The sequence below is a fragment of the Cryobacterium sinapicolor genome, from assembly GCF_004403465.1.
Lineage (GTDB): Bacteria > Actinomycetota > Actinomycetes > Actinomycetales > Microbacteriaceae > Cryobacterium > Cryobacterium sinapicolor.
This window is the reverse complement of record NZ_SOGQ01000026.1, coordinates 29407-45899: the sequence shown is the minus strand read 5'-3', so window position 1 is coordinate 45899 and position 16493 is coordinate 29407. Positions and strand designations below refer to the sequence as shown.

At 66.5% G+C, this 16493-nt stretch carries 12 protein-coding genes, 1 tRNA gene and 2 pseudogenes; 3 read left to right on the top strand and 12 right to left on the bottom strand.

From position 1 onward, the window contains the following. Positions 1–976 precede the first annotated feature (976 nt). From E3T28_RS05710 to E3T28_RS05695, 4 genes and pseudogenes are all read right to left on the bottom strand, one after another. Positions 977–1666, bottom strand: a complete 690-nt coding sequence (locus E3T28_RS05710) for a cation efflux transmembrane domain-containing protein (protein ID WP_134428767.1) — start codon at positions 1664–1666, stop codon at positions 977–979. Beyond that, on the bottom strand, positions 1666–2016 hold the full coding sequence (gene cmtR, locus E3T28_RS05705; protein WP_134428858.1) for a Cd(II)/Pb(II)-sensing metalloregulatory transcriptional regulator CmtR: 351 nt from the start codon (positions 2014–2016) through the stop codon (positions 1666–1668). Before cmtR ends, E3T28_RS05710 begins: the two co-directional genes overlap by 1 nt. A 416-nt stretch (positions 2017–2432) precedes the next feature. Next, the gene (locus E3T28_RS05700; protein WP_134428766.1) at positions 2433–5219 is read right to left on the bottom strand and encodes a cation-translocating P-type ATPase; all 2787 of its coding nucleotides are present in this window, start codon (positions 5217–5219) and stop codon (positions 2433–2435) included. Between the two features lie 826 nt (positions 5220–6045). Further along, positions 6046–6522: pseudogene (locus E3T28_RS05695) on the bottom strand (transposase); the annotation flags it as partial. Between the two features lie 142 nt (positions 6523–6664). On the opposite strand from E3T28_RS05695, the gene E3T28_RS05690 reads away from it, so the two are divergent. Continuing rightward, a complete protein-coding gene (locus E3T28_RS05690; protein ID WP_134428764.1) occupies positions 6665–7135 on the top strand; it encodes a MauE/DoxX family redox-associated membrane protein in 471 nt (156 codons plus the stop codon). A 327-nt stretch (positions 7136–7462) separates the two neighbouring features. Here E3T28_RS05690 and E3T28_RS05685 read toward each other — a convergent pair. The 6 genes and pseudogenes from E3T28_RS05685 to E3T28_RS05660 form a co-directional block, all read right to left on the bottom strand. Then, a pseudogene (locus tag E3T28_RS05685) lies at positions 7463–8479 on the bottom strand (ISL3 family transposase); the annotation flags it as partial. Next, a complete protein-coding gene (locus E3T28_RS05680; RefSeq protein WP_420898260.1) occupies positions 8371–9270 on the bottom strand; it encodes a phage integrase central domain-containing protein in 900 nt (299 codons plus the stop codon). The pseudogene E3T28_RS05685 and the gene E3T28_RS05680, both read right to left, overlap by 109 nt. A 97-nt stretch (positions 9271–9367) precedes the next feature. After that, positions 9368–9532, bottom strand: a complete 165-nt coding sequence (locus E3T28_RS05675) for a helix-turn-helix domain-containing protein (RefSeq protein ID WP_134428857.1) — start codon at positions 9530–9532, stop codon at positions 9368–9370. 216 nt (positions 9533–9748) lie between these two features. Further along, positions 9749–9820, bottom strand: a tRNA-Gln gene (locus E3T28_RS05670). Positions 9821–9945: 125 nt separating this feature from the next. Beyond that, on the bottom strand, positions 9946–11466 hold the full coding sequence (gltX, locus tag E3T28_RS05665) for a glutamate--tRNA ligase (RefSeq protein ID WP_134428760.1): 1521 nt from the start codon (positions 11464–11466) through the stop codon (positions 9946–9948). Between the two features lie 11 nt (positions 11467–11477). Continuing rightward, positions 11478–12497, bottom strand: coding sequence for a LysR family transcriptional regulator (locus tag E3T28_RS05660; protein ID WP_134428855.1), 1020 nt, complete (start codon positions 12495–12497; stop codon positions 11478–11480). A gap of 118 nt (positions 12498–12615) precedes the next feature. Between E3T28_RS05660 and E3T28_RS05655 the strand changes: the two genes are divergently transcribed. Continuing rightward, a complete protein-coding gene (locus E3T28_RS05655) occupies positions 12616–13758 on the top strand; it encodes an aminotransferase class V-fold PLP-dependent enzyme (RefSeq protein WP_134428758.1) in 1143 nt (380 codons plus the stop codon). 239 nt (positions 13759–13997) lie between these two features. Here the strand turns inward: E3T28_RS05655 and E3T28_RS05650 are convergent, their stop codons facing one another. After that, positions 13998–14708, bottom strand: a complete 711-nt coding sequence (locus E3T28_RS05650; RefSeq protein ID WP_134428756.1) for a type 1 glutamine amidotransferase domain-containing protein — start codon at positions 14706–14708, stop codon at positions 13998–14000. Positions 14709–14754: 46 nt separating this feature from the next. Continuing rightward, positions 14755–15774 (bottom strand): NADP-dependent oxidoreductase, encoded by a 1020-nt coding sequence (locus E3T28_RS05645; protein ID WP_134428754.1) that lies wholly within the window; start codon positions 15772–15774, stop codon positions 14755–14757. A gap of 95 nt (positions 15775–15869) precedes the next feature. Here E3T28_RS05645 and E3T28_RS05640 point away from each other — a divergent pair, with 95 nt between their 5' ends. Next, entirely contained in the window at positions 15870–16487 is a 618-nt protein-coding gene (locus E3T28_RS05640) for a TetR/AcrR family transcriptional regulator (RefSeq protein ID WP_134428752.1), read from the top strand. Positions 16488–16493: the final 6 nt, after the last annotated feature.

Genomic DNA, 16493 nt, shown 5'->3' with positions numbered 1-16493 from the left:
AGCCTTCCCGAACACCACTCCCCTGAACGCCGTGCGATTTCCCGCAGCGACACACCGTCGCTCTTGTGAAGGCGAGGAACTCACGCCCAATCTTCCACTCTGATCATCCAGCCAATCGTGGTCGAGTGGATTAGTTTTACAGCCGTAGTCGGTGGGCTCCTGGGCAAGGTTCGTTCGCGGCAGCACGCCTGGGCCGCGGCAATACGCGTGCTCCCGCGCGGGGTACCTTCGTGACACAACCTGGCAGGCGGGCATCGTCGAGTCCTCGACCCGACGCCGCGGCGCGCTTGGTTATTGGGCCCCGCACCGCGTCCAGGGTTCATGTCATGCGTCTAGCGACCGCCTCCGGCCTAGCTCGTGTTCAACGTGCCCCGGTTTGGATGCACGCTGGTTTACACGCCGCGGAGCAACCAGTCGTTGTCAGGGTTTCTTCCACCCTCGGGGTCAGGTGAGTCCGAAGCCGGCACGGACATGCTCTGCTCGTCCACTGGCACTCGAGCGGGCAAGACCAGCCAGCGGTCCAGCGGCGCCGCGACCCCAGGACCAGGTTCGTCTTCCTCAACATTTTCGTTCGAGTCCCCGATCACGTGGTCCACCTTCCGTTCGTCAACCTCACCGTCCAACTGTGTGATCCACCTAGACGACTGTCATGCTCCTCGCTCGAGTACCCGCCGCCCCCGAGATCGCAAACCGGCCGCCCCAACTGGAACGACTCCGTTCAGCCCTGCTGCTGAGTGTACGCCCGTCTATAGCTGGCCTCCCGGCGCCCATCCTTGGTGTTTGTTGCCAGACAAGCGCGGGCGATGAACTGGCAATCGTTGGATCACGTGGCCTGATGCCCGGCGAATCCATGGGTAGCAGCTCTGGTCGAGAACGACCGAACACCTCTGGACAAGGACCCCGCAGCTTGTGGAGGCGTTCATCTTCATCTACATAGATTGATGTCACTATTCGGCCGGAGGCCGGCCGAGTCGGCCTAGCTGCGTCGGTCGCTGGTTCTCTCTTCGAGTTGCTCGTTGTCGTCATCCTCAACCATCTCGCTGAGAACTTCGGATGGTGATTCAACGTCACCGCGCCACGCCTCAACGCCTTCCCGGATCGCGAGCACAGCGACGACGAGAGCCGCAACGGAATCGGCCCAGGCCCAGCCGAATAGGCTGTTGAGCAGCAAGCCGATGAGGACGGTTCCGGAGAGATAGATACACAACACGAGTTGCCTGGCATCGGCCATCACGCTTTTCGATCCGAGTTGGCGGCCGGTTCCAAATTCGATCCAAGCCAGCACGGGCATGACCAGCAGGCTGAGGGTCGCAATGCCGATACCAAGCGGGCTGTGGTCCACGTCCTGGGCTCCGGTGAGTGAGAGTACGGAGTCGGTGACCACGTATGCGGCCAAGGCAAAGAACGCAATCCCGATCGCGCGCACTGTCGCCTTCTCCCAGCGCTCCGGGTCCTTCCGGGTGAACTGCCAGGCAATGGCTAGAGCAGAGAGCACTTCCACGATCGAATCGAGGCCAAACCCGATCAGTGCGGCGGAGGACGCCAACGCGCCGGCCCAGATTGCCACGACAGCTTCGATCACGTTGTAGATGATCGTGAAGGCGACAATGAACCGCACCCGGCGGTGCAGGACTGCTCGGCGGGCCGCGGTCACTGTGGCAGTCATCAGGTCGCCTCGCAGCAGCCTGCGATCGAGCATGCCGGGTCGAGGCAGGGTGCGTTCTCCTCAACGGCCAGCGTCACGTCGACCAGCGCGGTTAGCGCCCGGCCGAGGTGTGGGTCTGCAATTTCGTAGCGGGTCTGTCGCCCCTCAGTTTGTGCCACGACGATGCCGCAATCTCGCAGACACGTGAGGTGGTTTGACACGTTAGAGCGGCCGAGTCCCAGGTCACGGGAGAGTATGGCCGGGTAGCTCGGGCCGTCCAGCAGGGTGATGAGGATGCGAGAACGCGTCGGGTCCGCCATCGCGCGGCCCAGCCGGTTCATCACGTCAATACGGGTAGTAATAGTCAGCACATGATGACTATACATCGAACACTGTATTAACAAGGTGCCAGAATACGGCAGAACTGCGCGTGCGCCGTCCTTCGAAGTAGCGGTCGAATCGAGAAAGCGGCGGGCACGAGCGCTCTCCTCGGCCGTGATCGAGCGGACGACCGAGCCGCCTTCACCGGCGGCCGATGAGGAGAGTTCGCCGAGTAGCATCCGTTCGACGTCGACAAGGCCATCGCCTGATGGCGAAACTCAGCTCGAGCCTCTTCGTAGGTCGCGGCCGTCGCGCCGAGGCGATTCAGGGCACCTCTGTCGTCACGGGTGGAGGCGCGGGCTCGGTACCGACCACTGGGGAAGGGCCGGCCGTCCACCGTGCGCAGTGCGCCGGAAGGGATCGAGGCTAAGCGCCGGGTGGAGCCGCACGTGTGCGCTACTTAGCGTCAAGCCCGAAGCGTAACGTTTCCTACGGGCAGTGCTCCCTGCTCTCGCGGCGTACGGTTTCCAATCCGTCGGATGACGGCCTTGGCACCTTCCATCACCACGAAAACGCCGACGGCAACGCCAGCTGTCAGCGCCCAACTGTGGAAACCGATGGGGGTTGAGTCGAACCAGTAGTTCATGAACGGCGCGTAGGTGAACATGATCTGCAGGGCCATCAGCAGGCCGGCCGAGATCCACAGGTTGCGGTTACCGGTAAGCACCCGAACAGTGAACGCGGAACCGTTGAGCAGACGGCAGTTCAAGAGGAAAGCGAGCTGGCCGAGGGCGAGCATCAGGACTGCGGACGTCTGTGCCACGGCGTAATCGCCGGTGCGGTCGCGCTCGAGGAGGTAGACGGCGAGGGTCGCGACGCCGATGACGACCGAGGCGGTGAGGACGACGGCGATCGCCCGCGACGACAGTACCTGCTCCGTAGCTGAGCGCGGCATGCGCCGCATGATGCCTGGCTCTGCGGGCTCTCCCGCCAAGGTCAACGACAACGTGAGCGCGGTGATCAAGTTGATCCAAAGGATCTGCACGGGGGAAAGCGGCAGAGCAATCCCCGCCAGGACCGCAGCGAGGATCACAAGGGCCTGCGCGCCGTTGGTGGGCAGCAGGAAGACTACGGACTTGCGGATGTTGTCATAGATCCGCCGGCCTTCCTCGACGGCGCGTTCGATGGTCGCGAAGTTGTCGTCGGCGAGAACGATGTCCGCCGCTTCCTTGGTCGCTTCGGTTCCCTTGATGCCCATGGCCACGCCAACGTCGGCGCGCGTGATCGACGGGGCGTCGTTGACGCCGTCGCCGGTCATGGCGACGACCTCGCCGTGGGACTGCAGGGCGCGCACGATCCGCAGCTTGTGCTCCGGGGAGGTGCGAGCGTAAACGTCCACGTCACGTACGACCCGGCGGAGTTCGTCGTCGTCCATCGCGTGGAGGTCGGCGCCGGTCAGCGCGAGGACTTCGCCCTCGGCGGGGGCGATGCCCAGCTCACGGGCGATCGCCGTCGCAGTCCCGCGGTGGTCGCCGGTGATCATCTTCACGCGGATGCCTGCAGCGTGGGCCTCGGCGATCGCAGCGGTTGCCTCGGGGCGTGGTGGGTCGACGATGCCGATGACGCCGAGGAAAGTCAGGCCGCCATCGAGGTCGCCCAGCACGATGTGGTCGACACCGTCGGCCGGGCGTGTGGCTGCGGCCAGCACGCGCAGTCCTTTGGCCGAGAGTGCGTCGATCCGCTCCTCCCACGCCGCCCGGTTGACCGGTGCGGTGCCGCCGTCGGCAGAGCGCTCGGTGTCGGCTCGGTCGAGAAGGCGGTCCGGGGCGCCGACCACGTGGACGAATCGGGTCACGCCGTCGGGGGTTGAGCCGGTCGGGAGCTCGTCGAGGGTGGCTGCGAACTTGTGGGTTGATTCGAACGGCACCGCGCCGACGCGGGTCGCGGCGCCGGTGGCTGCGCCGGCTTTCGCCGCCAGGACGTCGAGGGCTCCCTCGGTCGGCACGCCGACGACCCGCCAGCCGTCTTCCGTCTGTTCGACGTGGGCGTCGTTGGTGAGACCGGCGGCCAGCACGAGATCGGAGAGGTCGGGGTGGGCGGCGAGGTCGGCGGTCTGGCCGTCGGAGTTGACGACCCGACCCGCGGGGTCATAGCCGGTGCCCTCGACTGTGTAAGTGCTTACTGCCGTGACGACCGTCCGGGCGGTCATCTCGTTCTGTGTGAGCGTCCCAGTCTTGTCAGAGCAGATGGTCGTCGTCGAGCCGAGGGTCTCAACCGCCTCCATCTTGCGTGTGATTGCGTGGCGTTTAGCCATCTGCTGCACGCCGAGCGCTAGCGTGATCGTCACCAGGGCTGGCAGTCCCTCAGGCACCGCAGCCACGGCGAACCCGATGGCCGCCGAGATGAGCTCATCGACACCCAGGCCGTGCACGAACCAGCCGACGAGCAACATGACAACGGCGAGCACTCCGATGAGGATCGACAGTTGCTTACCCAGGTGGGCGAGCTGTCGGGCGAGCGGGGTGTCCATCTGGTCCTGCTCGGACACGAGCGCCGAGATACGGCCGATCTCCGTGTCCCGCCCCGCAGCCACGACCACGGCCTCGCCGTTGCCCGCGGTGACGATCGTCCCTGAGAAGAGCATCGACGTTCGGTCCCCGATGCCCGCGTCCGCAGCCACGATTTCATGGCTCTTGTCAGCGGCCACCGACTCGCCTGTCAACGCAGACTCGTCGACCTGCAGCCGCCCGGAGGTCAACAGCCGGACGTCCGCCGGCACCCGGTCGCCGCTACGAACGCGGACGACGTCACCGACGACGATGGTCGCGGAGTCGACCACTCCCCAGGTCCCGTCGCGCCGTACCTGTGCGCTCAACGACTGCATCTTACGCAACCCCGCGAGCGCCGACGCCGCACGGCCTTCCTGGATGAAGCCGATCAGCCCAGTAGCCGCGATCACAACAGCGATGACGGTGAAGTCGACCCAGTCACCCGTGATCGCCTTCAGCACGGCCGCCGCGATGAGGATGTATATCAAAACGTCAGCGTACTGGGCCAGCAGCCGCTTGAAGACGGACGGCTGGGGCGGAGTAGGCAATTCGTTGCGACCGTCGCGCGCGAGGCGGGATTCGGACTCGTGTTCCGTCAGGCCTTCTGGCCCGCTAGCGACGGCGCGCAATACCTCCTCCCCAGTGATGGCCCAGGACGCTGGGGGCGCCTCGGTGCGGGAGTAGTCGGTCTCAGAAATAGTCATCTGGCGTGCTCCTTGGCATGGTGCGGTATCGCATGATCGTCCGTCCAGCGCAAGCGGCGCTACCGCAATAAGCGAGCGATTGCACTGCGTCGGCCTCCGGCTCATCTGTCCTTGGTGACCTGTGCGTCGCCGACCGCGATTGCAGTCGGGTTGTTTCTGATTGTAGACACCCGAAGAGCATTTCGGTAATCACAATGCGTACGTCAGATGAAATCCGGTGCGTTACGCAGAGAAGCCTGCTGGAGCGCAACGAGGTCGTCGCCCGCGCGCTGAATCCGGCGTCGCGCAGGCGCGACGCCGGAAGTTCATCGGGGCCGAACTGCTCTCGACTGGCCGGCCGAAGGTGAGGGCGTTATCGCGAGCAGTCCGCGCGCACGGTGCGCCCGTTCCCAGGAATCGAACGTATGTTCCAATCGGATAATGGGAGCGAACAAGAGATATCCGAGTAGCCCGCACCCGCCACCTCAGTGCAGGCCGACAGCCTAATGCAGGTCGAACCCGACTACGGGGGGCGAGTTCATCGCGCGGCCGGACGCCACGCGCCGTCTACGTCGAGTGGGAACACCGTGGGCTGCATCGGGTCTGGGTCTGGGCCTCAGCGGTGGAGAGCTGCGGGTTGTCCTGATCAAGGACGTCTCGCGCCGGCGCTGGCGCCAGGCTCACCTCTGCCAACCGACAGTGCGAACTTGACCTCTATCCACCGGTCGGTCTGGTTGAGTCGGCCCGCCACCGTTTGAGCTGAGGTTTCTCTCGGCGGGCGTGGCGGAGCGACCGGCCTTGCTGCCGGTGATGTTCCTGGTTCTGGTTGCGCCGTGGGGCTGGGTGGTCAGATGGACTTGGTTCGCGGCGGGCCGCAGGCCGCCGCGAACAAAGCTGTCCACCCGGTTTCCCAGGGCCAGCTGGCCGGGAGATGCAGGACGTGTATCCGAGCCGAGGTCGAGATGCGCGCCGGAATTTGAATCAGCTTCCGGCGGATGGTGCCGGTGCGCGCTTTGCCGAGGGCGCTGCCGGCGAGGGTTCCGGTGGCGCGGGAGAGGTTGAACGCGATCGTGGGCAACACCAGCCAGGCGGCTTTGGCGGTGAATTTCCCAGACGGCAGGTGCGCCAGCGCACTGTCTTTGAGATCGGCGTTGACCTGCTCGATGATCGCGTGTTGCCGGTGGGTTCTATCAGCGCTGACGGTGTCTGGGGTGCTGGTGGTGAAGAACGCGTGGAACCGGCGCGTATCGAACAGGGTCGGTTGCCCGGCGCCTTCAAACGGGTTTCGTTCCGGGATCCGGCGAACGACCAGGCGTCCCTCGACTATTTGGACATCTGCTGGAGTCCGGCGACTTTCTCATGGAACGGACATTGGCGGCGGCCATGGCTACGGTTCACGGGCACTACGCTGGGTGAGGACGGTCGTAGGCCGCCCTGCGTAGCCAAGTAAACAAGCGAGGAAATCCATGCTGGATAGGCTGTTTTACTCAATCTTCCGCATCGCCGTGGGCATCCCGCTGCTCGTCGGCGGTACGGACAAGATCATCGCCCTCGTCTCAGGTGACAGCGGCCTTCGCGACTGGCTCCTGGGCATGTTCGCGGAAGAGCCCGTGCCCGACTGGATCGTGACGCTTGCCGGGACACTTCTGCCGTTTATGGAGTTCGCGACCGGCTTCCTCGTCGTCCTCGGGATCTTTCCTCGGATAGGCGCGACGCTCGGGCTGCTTACGTTTGGCATGTTCTTGTTCGGCGCTGAGCTCACGCACTACGTCGAAGGCCAGATCACCGAGATCATTCAGCAGATGTTGTTCACTCTCGGGTTTTTCCTGGTGGCTCTCTATGCGAAGCTCCCCGATCCGCTGCGGATCTACCCGCGTCGCCCCATCGACACGTGGTCCTCGCACCTTCCGGAGGATCGCTCGGTGACAACAGGCTGACGGGAGGCGAACGCCCGGCAGGTGCGCCCCAGCCGAGCACGCTCGCGTCGAGCGACACCATCAAAGGCATCGATCGGATGTCCGGAGTGATGCAATTCGTGCTCTTCCTCGCGCACAGGTTCCCCGTGCGCCCTACGATGGCGCGACCGACACCGTCGTAGGCCTCGCCGTCACCGGAGCGATCGAACACTCGGACACTAGGCATCGGGGCAACCCGCCTCACCGGGCTCAAGTACGACACCGTCCTGCACCTACCGCAACCCGATACGAACACACAGTTAGAAACCCGCCGAAATGAGGCTCTCCTGACTTTTCCGTGGGTTGAATCCGGCCGGGAAGCACGGGTTTATGCCCGCCGAGGCTGAGCATCGCGGGGGCGATGAGGGCCTCGGGTGATTTGAAGCCGAATGTGAGGCGGATCTTGGTGTTCATGGATTCGACGCGGCCGTTGGATAGGCCGTGCTCAATGGACGCCAGGATCGCGGTGCGGTGCTTCACGATGCTCTTCTGCAGTTTCACGAAGGACGGGATGTGGCAGCAGCGAGCCCAACCAACCCATTTGTCGAGAGCTTCGGTCGCTTCCTCGAGAGGCAGTTTGAAGATCACACGGATGCCTTCCTTCAGGTAGTAAGCGCGGGCCAGCCGGGGGTCGGTCTGCACGATCCAGGCCAGCTTCGCCTGCTGCTTCTCGGTCAGGTTCTCCGGGTTCTTCCAGAGCGCGTAGCGGCAGTTCTTGATGCCGGCAGCTCGAGCACTATCCGGTCGGGCCGGAGCGTCGGCGGCGGGCCGGCCGCGGGTGCGGCGGGCATCGTTTTGCCGGGCGGCTTTGCGGGCATCGTTCTACGCGGCCCGGCGGACCTCGTCGAGGGCCTCGGCGGCCCATTTCACGACGTGGAACGGATCAGCGCAGCGGATGGCGTTGGGGACTTTCTCCGCGACAACATTGGCGATCCGGGCCGCACCGTCCGCGGAAATCTGGGTGATCTGCGCCGAACGTTCCGGTCCCACCGCGTCGAAGAACGTCTCGAGGGTGGCCTTGTCCTGGCCCGGCGCGGCCCAGACGAGACAGCCGGAATCGTGGTCGACAACGCGGGTCAGATATTTGTGGCCGCGCTTGTAGATGATCTCGTCAATCCCGATCCGGGTCAGGTCCGCGAACTGGTCGAACTGCTTCTCTGTGTCAACGGCCCGAACCCGGGTGATGATCGCGCCGACAGTGCGCCACGCGATGCGCATCAGCACGGTGATGGCGGTCTTTGATGTTTGCGTGGCCAGCCACGCGACCTGGTCATCGAAGAACAGCGTGTGACCGCTTTGATGCCGAGCCCACGGCACGGTGGCGACGGTTCATGTTCTCCCGCTGCTTCCATGATGGCACTCCGCTGAAGACGGTATCTCGAAGACGCACACGGATCCAACGCCGTCTCCTGCCCGTAAGCGGAAGGCTTTCGACGAAGCCCCTCCGTGCAGGTCTGAGTGATCGTCCCCGCGATAAGCACCGTGGGCGGGTTCGCGGTCACGTCGACGTCGCATCGACGCAGGGCAAGCACCTCGCCGATGCGGGCACTGGTGCCAACCATGATCCACATGGCGTTCTCCAGCAGCCTCGCGTTCGGGCGAGGACCGTGCTGGTATCCGTTGGCCCGCCATGACCGCATGCGTTCCCGCACGGTCTCAAGTTGCCCTGCGTTGAGCGCCGATTCTTTCTTGGGCGGTAACGGCAGAGAACGGGCATCGCGGACCGGATTGAACGTGAGAACACCGTGCTCGATCCCGGTTGCACAGATCTGCGAGAACATGCTCCGGGCTTTTCGGGCGGCCGACAACGATTTGGTGTCTCGGATGTGCTGCAAGATTCGGTTGCAGCGCAGCACCGTGAGATCAGTCAGCAGCAGGTTGCCACACTCGGGGATGATGACGTTGTTCACGCTGAACTCATACGTTTCAATAGTGGACACCTCGACCGTCTCCGACCGCCGCTTGTCGTCAAGGAAGACCGCGGCGGCCTCTGCGATCGTTGAGTAGGCATTCAACGACTGCGCGGCGCGTCCGTTTCGGATCAGGTTTGCTTGCTCTTCCAGTGCCCGGCGGACATCCGTCTCGGTAGCGCGCGCCACTTTCAGGCGGTGTGGCATACCGACCTCGTCGCGCATCCGTGCATGGGCCTGAACCTGTCCGTTGGCGAGAGCGACGATGCGGATGGTGCCGACTTCGCCCGCACGCATTCGCCGCCTAGGCACGAGGGACCAGCGCCTCGAACCAGGCAAGCACTTCGTGACGCAGGTACCAGACGTGTCGACCCATTCGCCGCCACGGCGGCCCGCTGCGTGTCTGCCGCCACTCTTCGAGTGTGCGCGGCGAGACCTGCAACAGGTCTGCGACCTGCTGCCCGGTCATGATCTCCGCGTCCTCACCGGCCATAACAGAGAGGTGCGCCGCGGCATCCCGTACTCGGTCGAAACAGCCCGTAGTTGCCCGGGTCAACCGCGGTCGTTGACGCGGAAATGCGGTCTGTAAGGCGTTTGTGGCACCCAAAGTGGCACTTCTGGCCCGGAAGAGTGGGTTTGGAAACAAAAAAAACCCCTGGTTTCCGCGGAAACTCAGGGGTTAGAGCTGGGGTACCTGGACTCGAACCAAGAACAACTGAACCAGAATCAGTCGTGTTGCCAATTACACCATACCCCACTGCCCATTCCGCGGAACGGACCGACTCGTAACTCTAACCCACTCTGGGAGTTGCGACAAACTCGGAGCCGAAATATCCGGCGGCTCGCCGGGGCAGGCCCCGTGACCGGCCCCGACGACGCAGGTCACTCGGGGGTGGTAGCCGCCAAGCGGGCGAGGCGCAGCACGGACTCCGCCTTGCCGAGGATCTCCATCGACTCGAACAGCGGCGGCGAGATGCGACGGCCGGAGACAGCGACCCGCAGCGGTCCGAAGGCCACGCGCGGCTTGAGGGCGAGCCCATCGATCAGCGTCTCGGTCAGGCTCGTGTGCACGCGGTCGTGGGTCCATTCCGCTTCGGGAATGTCGAGCAGCGCGGCCGTGGACGCGGCGAGGATCTCGCGCGCGTTCTTCGGGAGCGAGGCCAGCGCATCCGGCTGGTACACCAGCGAGTCGCCGCCGATGAACAGGAAGCCGAGCATGCCGGGCGCCTCGCCGAGAAGGGCGATTCGCTCCTGCACGAGCGGTGCGGCCGCCTCGAGGATGGCCTGCTGCACCTCGCTGAGCGGCTCGGACACGTCGCCGGCGGCCACCAGGTACGGGATGACCCGGGCTGCGAAGTCGGCGGGCTCGAGCAGACGGATGTGGTCGCCGTTGAGCGACTCGGCCTTCTTGAGGTCGAAGCGGGCCGGATTCGGCAGAACGTCGACGACGTCGAACGCGGCGATCATTTCCTCGATCGTGAACACGTCGCGGTCGCTGGAGAGCGACCACCCCAGCAGGGACAGGTAGTTGACCAGACCCTCGGGCACGAAGCCGCGGGCGCGGTGGTGGAACAGGTTGGACTCGGGATCGCGCTTGGAGAGCTTTTTGTTGCCCTCGCCCATCACGTAGGGCATGTGCCCGAAGCGAGGCACGAACGTGGCCAGTCCGATGTCGATCAGCGCGTGGTAGAGCGCGATCTGGCGCGGCGTGGAGGAGAGCAGGTCCTCGCCACGCAGCACGTGGGTGACGCCCATCATGGCATCATCGACCGGGTTCACGAACGGGTACAACGGATGCCCGTTGGGCCGCACCACGACGAAGTCGCTGAACGAGCCGGCCGGGAAGGTGATCTCGCCCCGAACCAGGTCGTCGAAGGAGATGTCCGTGTCGGGCACCTTGAGGCGGAGCGCCGGCGAGCGACCCTCGGCGCGGAAGGCCGCCTTCTTCTCCTCGGTCAGGTCGCGCTCGAAGTTGTCGTAGCCGGCCTTGGGGTCGCGGCCGAGGGCGACGTTGCGCACCTCGATCTCCTCGCCGGTGGCGAAACTCTCGTAGATGTGGCCGGAGGCCTTGAGCTGCTCGATCACGTCACGGTAGATGTCGTAGCGCTCGGACTGGCGGTAGGGAGCGTGCGGTCCGCCGACCTCGACACCCTCGTCCCAGTCCAGGCGCAGCCAGCGGAGCGCGTCGAGGAGTTGCACGAAGCTCTCCTCGGTGTCGCGGGCCGGGTCCGTGTCTTCGATCCGGAAGATGAACGTGCCGCCGGTGTGCCGGGCGTAGGCCCAGTTGAAGAGCGCCGTGCGGATCAGGCCGACGTGCGGCGTTCCGGTGGGCGAGGGGCAGAACCGAACGCGAACGTCGGTGCCGGTGGCGGTGGAAAACGGGTGCGCAATTGTCTCTGACATCACGTCCGATTCTAGTTGCCTCGGCCCGCAGGCGAGGAGGAAGACGCCGGTGAAGCCACGGCGGGGGCGGCGAGCGGGGCCGCGGCGGCCGTATGCTCGGCGGCCGTATGCTCGGCGGCCGTATGGGCGTGGGCCGTGTGCTCCGCGGCCAGCGCGATGAGCCGGCGCAGGGTGGCGGCGATGGCCGGCACCCCAGCGGCCCCGGTGACCGTGACTGCGTGCAGGGTGCGGTGGTCACGATCGCGGGTGGGCCGGATGGCCACCAGGGGCTGCGCGCCGACGGAGTCGAGGGCCAGCGCTGGCAGCATGGCCACCCCGATGCCGGCCGCCACGAGGCCGAGCACCGCGGCCGCGTTGTCGGTCTCGTAGGAGATGCGGGGCGTGAAACCGGTGTGACCGCAGAGCTCCAGCAGGTGGCCGCGGCACCGGGGACATCCTCCGATCCAGTTCTCCTCGGCCAGGTCGCCGAGGTCGACGGCACCGTCGCCGGCCAGGGCGTGCGTGGCCGGCAGCACGAGCATCATCTCGTCGCGGCGGAGCCGGGTCACGACGAGGCCCGCCGCGCTGTCCCGGTGCGGGTCGACCCGGTCCCCGGGGTAGCTGAAGGTGATCGCCAGGTCGGCCCGGTTCTCCCGCACCAGCGCCACGGCTTCGGGTGGCTCGGCCTCGAGGTAGGTGACGCCGACTCCCGGATGGCGGCGGCTGAGGTCGGCAAGCAGACGCGGCACGATCGTCGCCGAGGCGGACGGGAAGGCCGCCAGCCGAACCCGGCCGGAGCGCAGGCCCCGCAGTTCGGATAGCTCCCCCGCGGCGGTGTCCAGGGCGCCGCTCACGGTCGCGGCGTGCCGGGCGAGCAGCCGGCCGGCTTCGGTGAGCCGCACGCCGCGGCCGACGCGTTCGATCACCGCCATCCCGATACGCTGCTCGATCCGCTTGAGCTGCTGGCTCACGGCCGGCTGGCTGTAGCCGAGTGCGGCGGCCGCGGCCGTGATCGAACCGTGGTCGGCGAGGGCGCCCACGACGCGCAGCATGATGGAGTCGAGTTCGGGCGGGGCGAGAGAGGGCACTCCTTAACCATAACGCTGGCTTATGGGTTGCCTCAGCTGCTGGTCATTGTTGAATGGATGGATCCGGCCGCATGCTGGAGGCATGATCACGAGCGACTCCCCCACGTCCCGTTTGTCGCTGCCCGTGCTGCCGGAGGGCTCGTCATCGCTGCCGGGGGGTCTGCCCGGGCGGCCGGACCGCATCGGAGTGCGCTCGGCGCGCGAGCGGTTCCGCGGCGGCCGCGGCTACCTGGCCGCCTGCACGCTCGGGCTGCCGACCCGGGAGACGGAAGCGGCCCTGCGCGCGGATGCGGAGGCGTGGGCGTCGGGACGAGCCACGGCGGCGGGCTATGCCGCCGTGGTCGAGCGGGTTCGGCACGCGTATGCCGGGCTTGTGGCGGTGCCGGTGAGCCGGGTCGCGATCGGGTCGCAAGCATCCGTGCTGGCGGGCCTCGTGGGCGCGAGCGTGCCCGACGGCGCCGAGGTGCTCTGCGTCGACGGCGATTTCAGTTCAATGGTGTTCCCGTTCCTCAGCCAGGCGCACCGCGGGGTCACCGTGCGGCACCTGCCTCTGGCCGAGTTGGCAGACGGGATCACCGCGAACACCTGGCTGGTGGCGTTCTCACTCGTGCAGTCCGCGACGGGTGCCATCGCCGACACCGCGGCGATCGTGGCCGCCGCCCACGCTCACAGGAGCTTCACGCTCTGCGACACGACGCAGGCCGTCGGGTGGATGCCGGTGGACGCATCCGTCTTCGACGCCACGATCTGTCACAGCTACAAGTGGCTCTGCGCCCCGCGGGGCGTGGCCTTCCTGACCGTGGCCGAGCGGCTGGCCGCTCTGCTGCATCCGGTGCAGGCGGGCTGGTACGCCGGCCATGACCCGTGGGCCTCCTGCTACGGTCCGGGCATGGACCTTGCGACCGACGCGCGCCGATTCGACGTCTCCCCGGCGTGGAATGCCTGGGTGGGGGCAGAACCCGCACTCGACCTGTTCGGCCGGCTCGACCTGGCCGCGGTTCGCGACCACGCGGTGGCCCTGGGCGACGCGCTCTGCACCGGACTCGACCTCGCCCCGGCCGGCCAGGCGATCGTGACCTGGCCGGATGCCGACGGCACCGACCTCGACCGCCTCACCGGGGCGGGTCTCACCGCGTCGGGCCGGGCAGGACGCGCGCGCGTCGCCTTCCACCTGTGGAACGACGAGGACGACGTCGCCGACGCCCTGCGCGCCCTCCGCCCGTAACCGGGTCTCCCCTAGCCGGGTCGCGACGCGCTCAACGCGCTCGACCCCCGGCCGGTCAAAGCTGGCCGAACTTCCTGCCCCTGTTCATCACAGGCGGCCCATCGTGCCGGGCGTCGAACCGATTCGACGGAGATTCTGGGTCGAAATCCCGTTTTTGACTTCAGAAACGTTGTTTACGGGACAATCTCCGTCGAATTCGTTCGGGCCCGCCGCCGTGGTGTGCCGGAAACCGCTCTGCGCTACGCGGACTTCGCGGTGACGGCGGCGATGATCTCGCCGGCAAGAGCGGCGGAGGATGCCGGGTTCTGGCCGGTGTAGAGGTTGCGGTCGATTTCCGTATGCTCACCCCACGCCTCGCCGGCAACGAAGACGGCGCCCAACTCGACCAGGCGGCTCTGCACGAGCCACTTCGCCTTCGGGGCGAGACCGCCGAGGGTCTCCTCCTCGTCGGTGAAGCCGGTCATCCGGTAGCCGGTGAAGGGCCAGCTGCCGTCGGCCCGCTTAGCGGCGAGCATCGCGGCGGGGGCATGGCAGACCACGCCGAGGATGCGGCCGGAGTCGAGGGCCTCGGTCATGATGCGTCCGGAGACGGCGTCGACGGCCAGGTCTTCCATCGGGCCGTGGCCACCGGGGTAGAAGACCACGTCATAGTCGGCGACCGTCACGTCACTGATCGAGCGCGGCTCGTCGAGTTCACTGCCGATCGTGTCGAGGTAGGCCACGATGGCCGCGGCTCGGTCTTCTCCGCCGGCGGCCGCGGGTGTCAGGCTGCCCGCGTCGATGGTGGGGGCGACGCCGTCCGGCGTCGCGATGGTGATCTGCCACCCGGCCTCGGTGAACAGGCGGTGCGGCTCAGCGAGCTCTTCGGCCCAGTAGCCGGTGGGGTGCAGGCTGCCGTCGTTGAGAGTCCAGTGGTCTGCGGCGCTGACGACGAAAAGTACGGAATTCATGGGTTCTCCAGAGTTTGTGATCGTGAAAAGGATGTTGTCGGGAAAGTCAGATGTTCGTGCGGACAACCATCTTGCCGGTGTTCTCGCCGCGCATGAGGCCGAGGAAGGCGTCGACCGCGTGATCGATCCCGTCGACCACGGTTTCATCGAAGACGACCTCGCCCGAAGCCAGCCAGGCGCCCATGTCGGCGGAGAACGCGGCGAAGTGCTCCACGTAGTTGCCCACGATGAAGCCCTTGAGGGTCAGCCCGCGGCCGATCATGTTTGCCAGGTTGCGGGGGCCGGCAGCGGCCTCGGTGCTGTTGTAGACGGAGATCGCGCCACAGAGGGCCGCGCGTCCGCCGTCGTTGAAGCTGGCCAGTGCGGCCTCGAGGTGCTCGCCTCCGACATTGTCGAAGTAGACGTCAATACCGCCGGGCGCCGCCGCGGCGAGCTGTTCGGCGATGTTGCCGTCCCTGTAGTTGAAGGCGGCGTCGAAGCCGTACTTCTGGGTCAGCAGGGCGACCTTCTCGGCAGATCCGGCGGAACCGATCACGCGCTTCGCGCCCTTGAGCCGCGCGATCTGGCCGACCATGCTGCCCACGGCTCCGGCCGCGCCGGAGACGAAGACAGTGTCGCCCGCCTTGAGCCCGGCGACCTCGAGCAGCCCGACGTAGGCGGTGAGGGCGGTCATGCCCAGCACGCCGAGGTAGGCGGAGAGCGGCACGCCGGGCAGCTCGGGTACGACCCGGAAGCCGTCGGCATCCTCCTGAACCAGGTCGCGCCAGCCGAACTGGTGCACCACCACGTCGCCGACGGAGACTGCGTCAGAGGCGGATGCGACGACGCGGCCGACGGCCCCACCCGTCATCGTCTCGTTCAGTGCGTAGGGGGCGGAGTAGGACTTGGCGTCGTTCATCCGACCGCGCATGTAGGGGTCGACCGAAACGAACTCGTTGGCCACGCGGACCTGGCCGGGGCTCAACTCGGGCAGGTCGGTCCGGATCGTGCGGAAGTCGGCATCCGTCGGCCAGCCGGTGGGGCGGGCGGCAAGTTGGATTTGAGTACTGGTGGTGGACGAGGCCATGCGGGGCTCCCCTGCTTTTTGTAACGGAGGGCCTAATATATGTTGTGTACCGAGCGATACACAAAACCACTCACAGCGAAGACGGAGGAAACGCCATGGGACGGCTGCAGTCTTTCGAGCGCCAAACCGTGGTGCAGGCCGCCAGGGACCTGTTCTGGGACAGAGGCTTCGACATGGTGTCGCTCTCGGACCTCGAATCGGCCACGGGACTCAAGCGGTCTAGCCTCTACCACGCCTTCGGCAGCAAGCGCGGGCTCTTCGATGCCGCCGTCGAGGACTACCAGGACACCGTCATCCTCCCGCGGCTGCGCATTCTGACCGGGTCTGGGATCGGCCGGGACTCGCTGCTCGCCTACTTCGCCAACCTACGGTCGTCGCTCGCCGCCCTACCCGGCGACTCCCCGCGTCGAGGCTGCCTGCTGGTGAACTGCGCGGCGGGTCTCGCCGGGCACGACGATGTCGCCCGCCAGGTGGTGGAGGGGTACCGATCGGACCTGACCAACACCCTGCAGGGCGCCCTCCGGGCGGCCGGCGCCGCGGCCCGCGAAACCGGGCCGGACCGCGCGCACGAGCGCGCCCGCACCTTGGCGTCGCTGGGAATGAGCGCCATGCTGCTCGCCCGGGTCAACGCGACCGAATCGGTGGCGCTGCTCGACACGGCGACGGACCAGATCCGGTCCTGGTACCCAGAGGTCTCCGGCCCCGCCGACTGACGGTCG

Excerpts from the sequence above, each read along its gene's own strand:
- E3T28_RS05710 (WP_134428767.1), bottom strand. The coding sequence starts at position 1,666 with ATGACTGCCACAGTGACCGCGGCCCGCCGAGCAGTCCTGCACCGCCGG.
- E3T28_RS05700 (WP_134428766.1), bottom strand. The coding sequence starts at position 5,219 with ATGACTATTTCTGAGACCGACTACTCCCGCACCGAGGCGCCCCCAGCG.
- E3T28_RS05690 (WP_134428764.1), top strand. The coding sequence starts at position 6,665 with ATGCTGGATAGGCTGTTTTACTCAATCTTCCGCATCGCCGTGGGCATC.
- E3T28_RS05680 (WP_420898260.1), bottom strand. The coding sequence starts at position 9,270 with ATGCCACACCGCCTGAAAGTGGCGCGCGCTACCGAGACGGATGTCCGC.
- E3T28_RS05675 (WP_134428857.1), bottom strand. The coding sequence starts at position 9,532 with ATGACCGGGCAGCAGGTCGCAGACCTGTTGCAGGTCTCGCCGCGCACA.
- gltX (WP_134428760.1), bottom strand. The coding sequence starts at position 11,466 with ATGTCAGAGACAATTGCGCACCCGTTTTCCACCGCCACCGGCACCGAC.
- E3T28_RS05660 (WP_134428855.1), bottom strand. The coding sequence starts at position 12,497 with ATGCTGCGCGTCGTGGGCGCCCTCGCCGACCACGGTTCGATCACGGCC.
- E3T28_RS05655 (WP_134428758.1), top strand. The coding sequence starts at position 12,616 with ATGATCACGAGCGACTCCCCCACGTCCCGTTTGTCGCTGCCCGTGCTG.
- E3T28_RS05650 (WP_134428756.1), bottom strand. The coding sequence starts at position 14,708 with ATGAATTCCGTACTTTTCGTCGTCAGCGCCGCAGACCACTGGACTCTC.
- E3T28_RS05645 (WP_134428754.1), bottom strand. The coding sequence starts at position 15,774 with ATGGCCTCGTCCACCACCAGTACTCAAATCCAACTTGCCGCCCGCCCC.
- E3T28_RS05640 (WP_134428752.1), top strand. The coding sequence starts at position 15,870 with ATGGGACGGCTGCAGTCTTTCGAGCGCCAAACCGTGGTGCAGGCCGCC.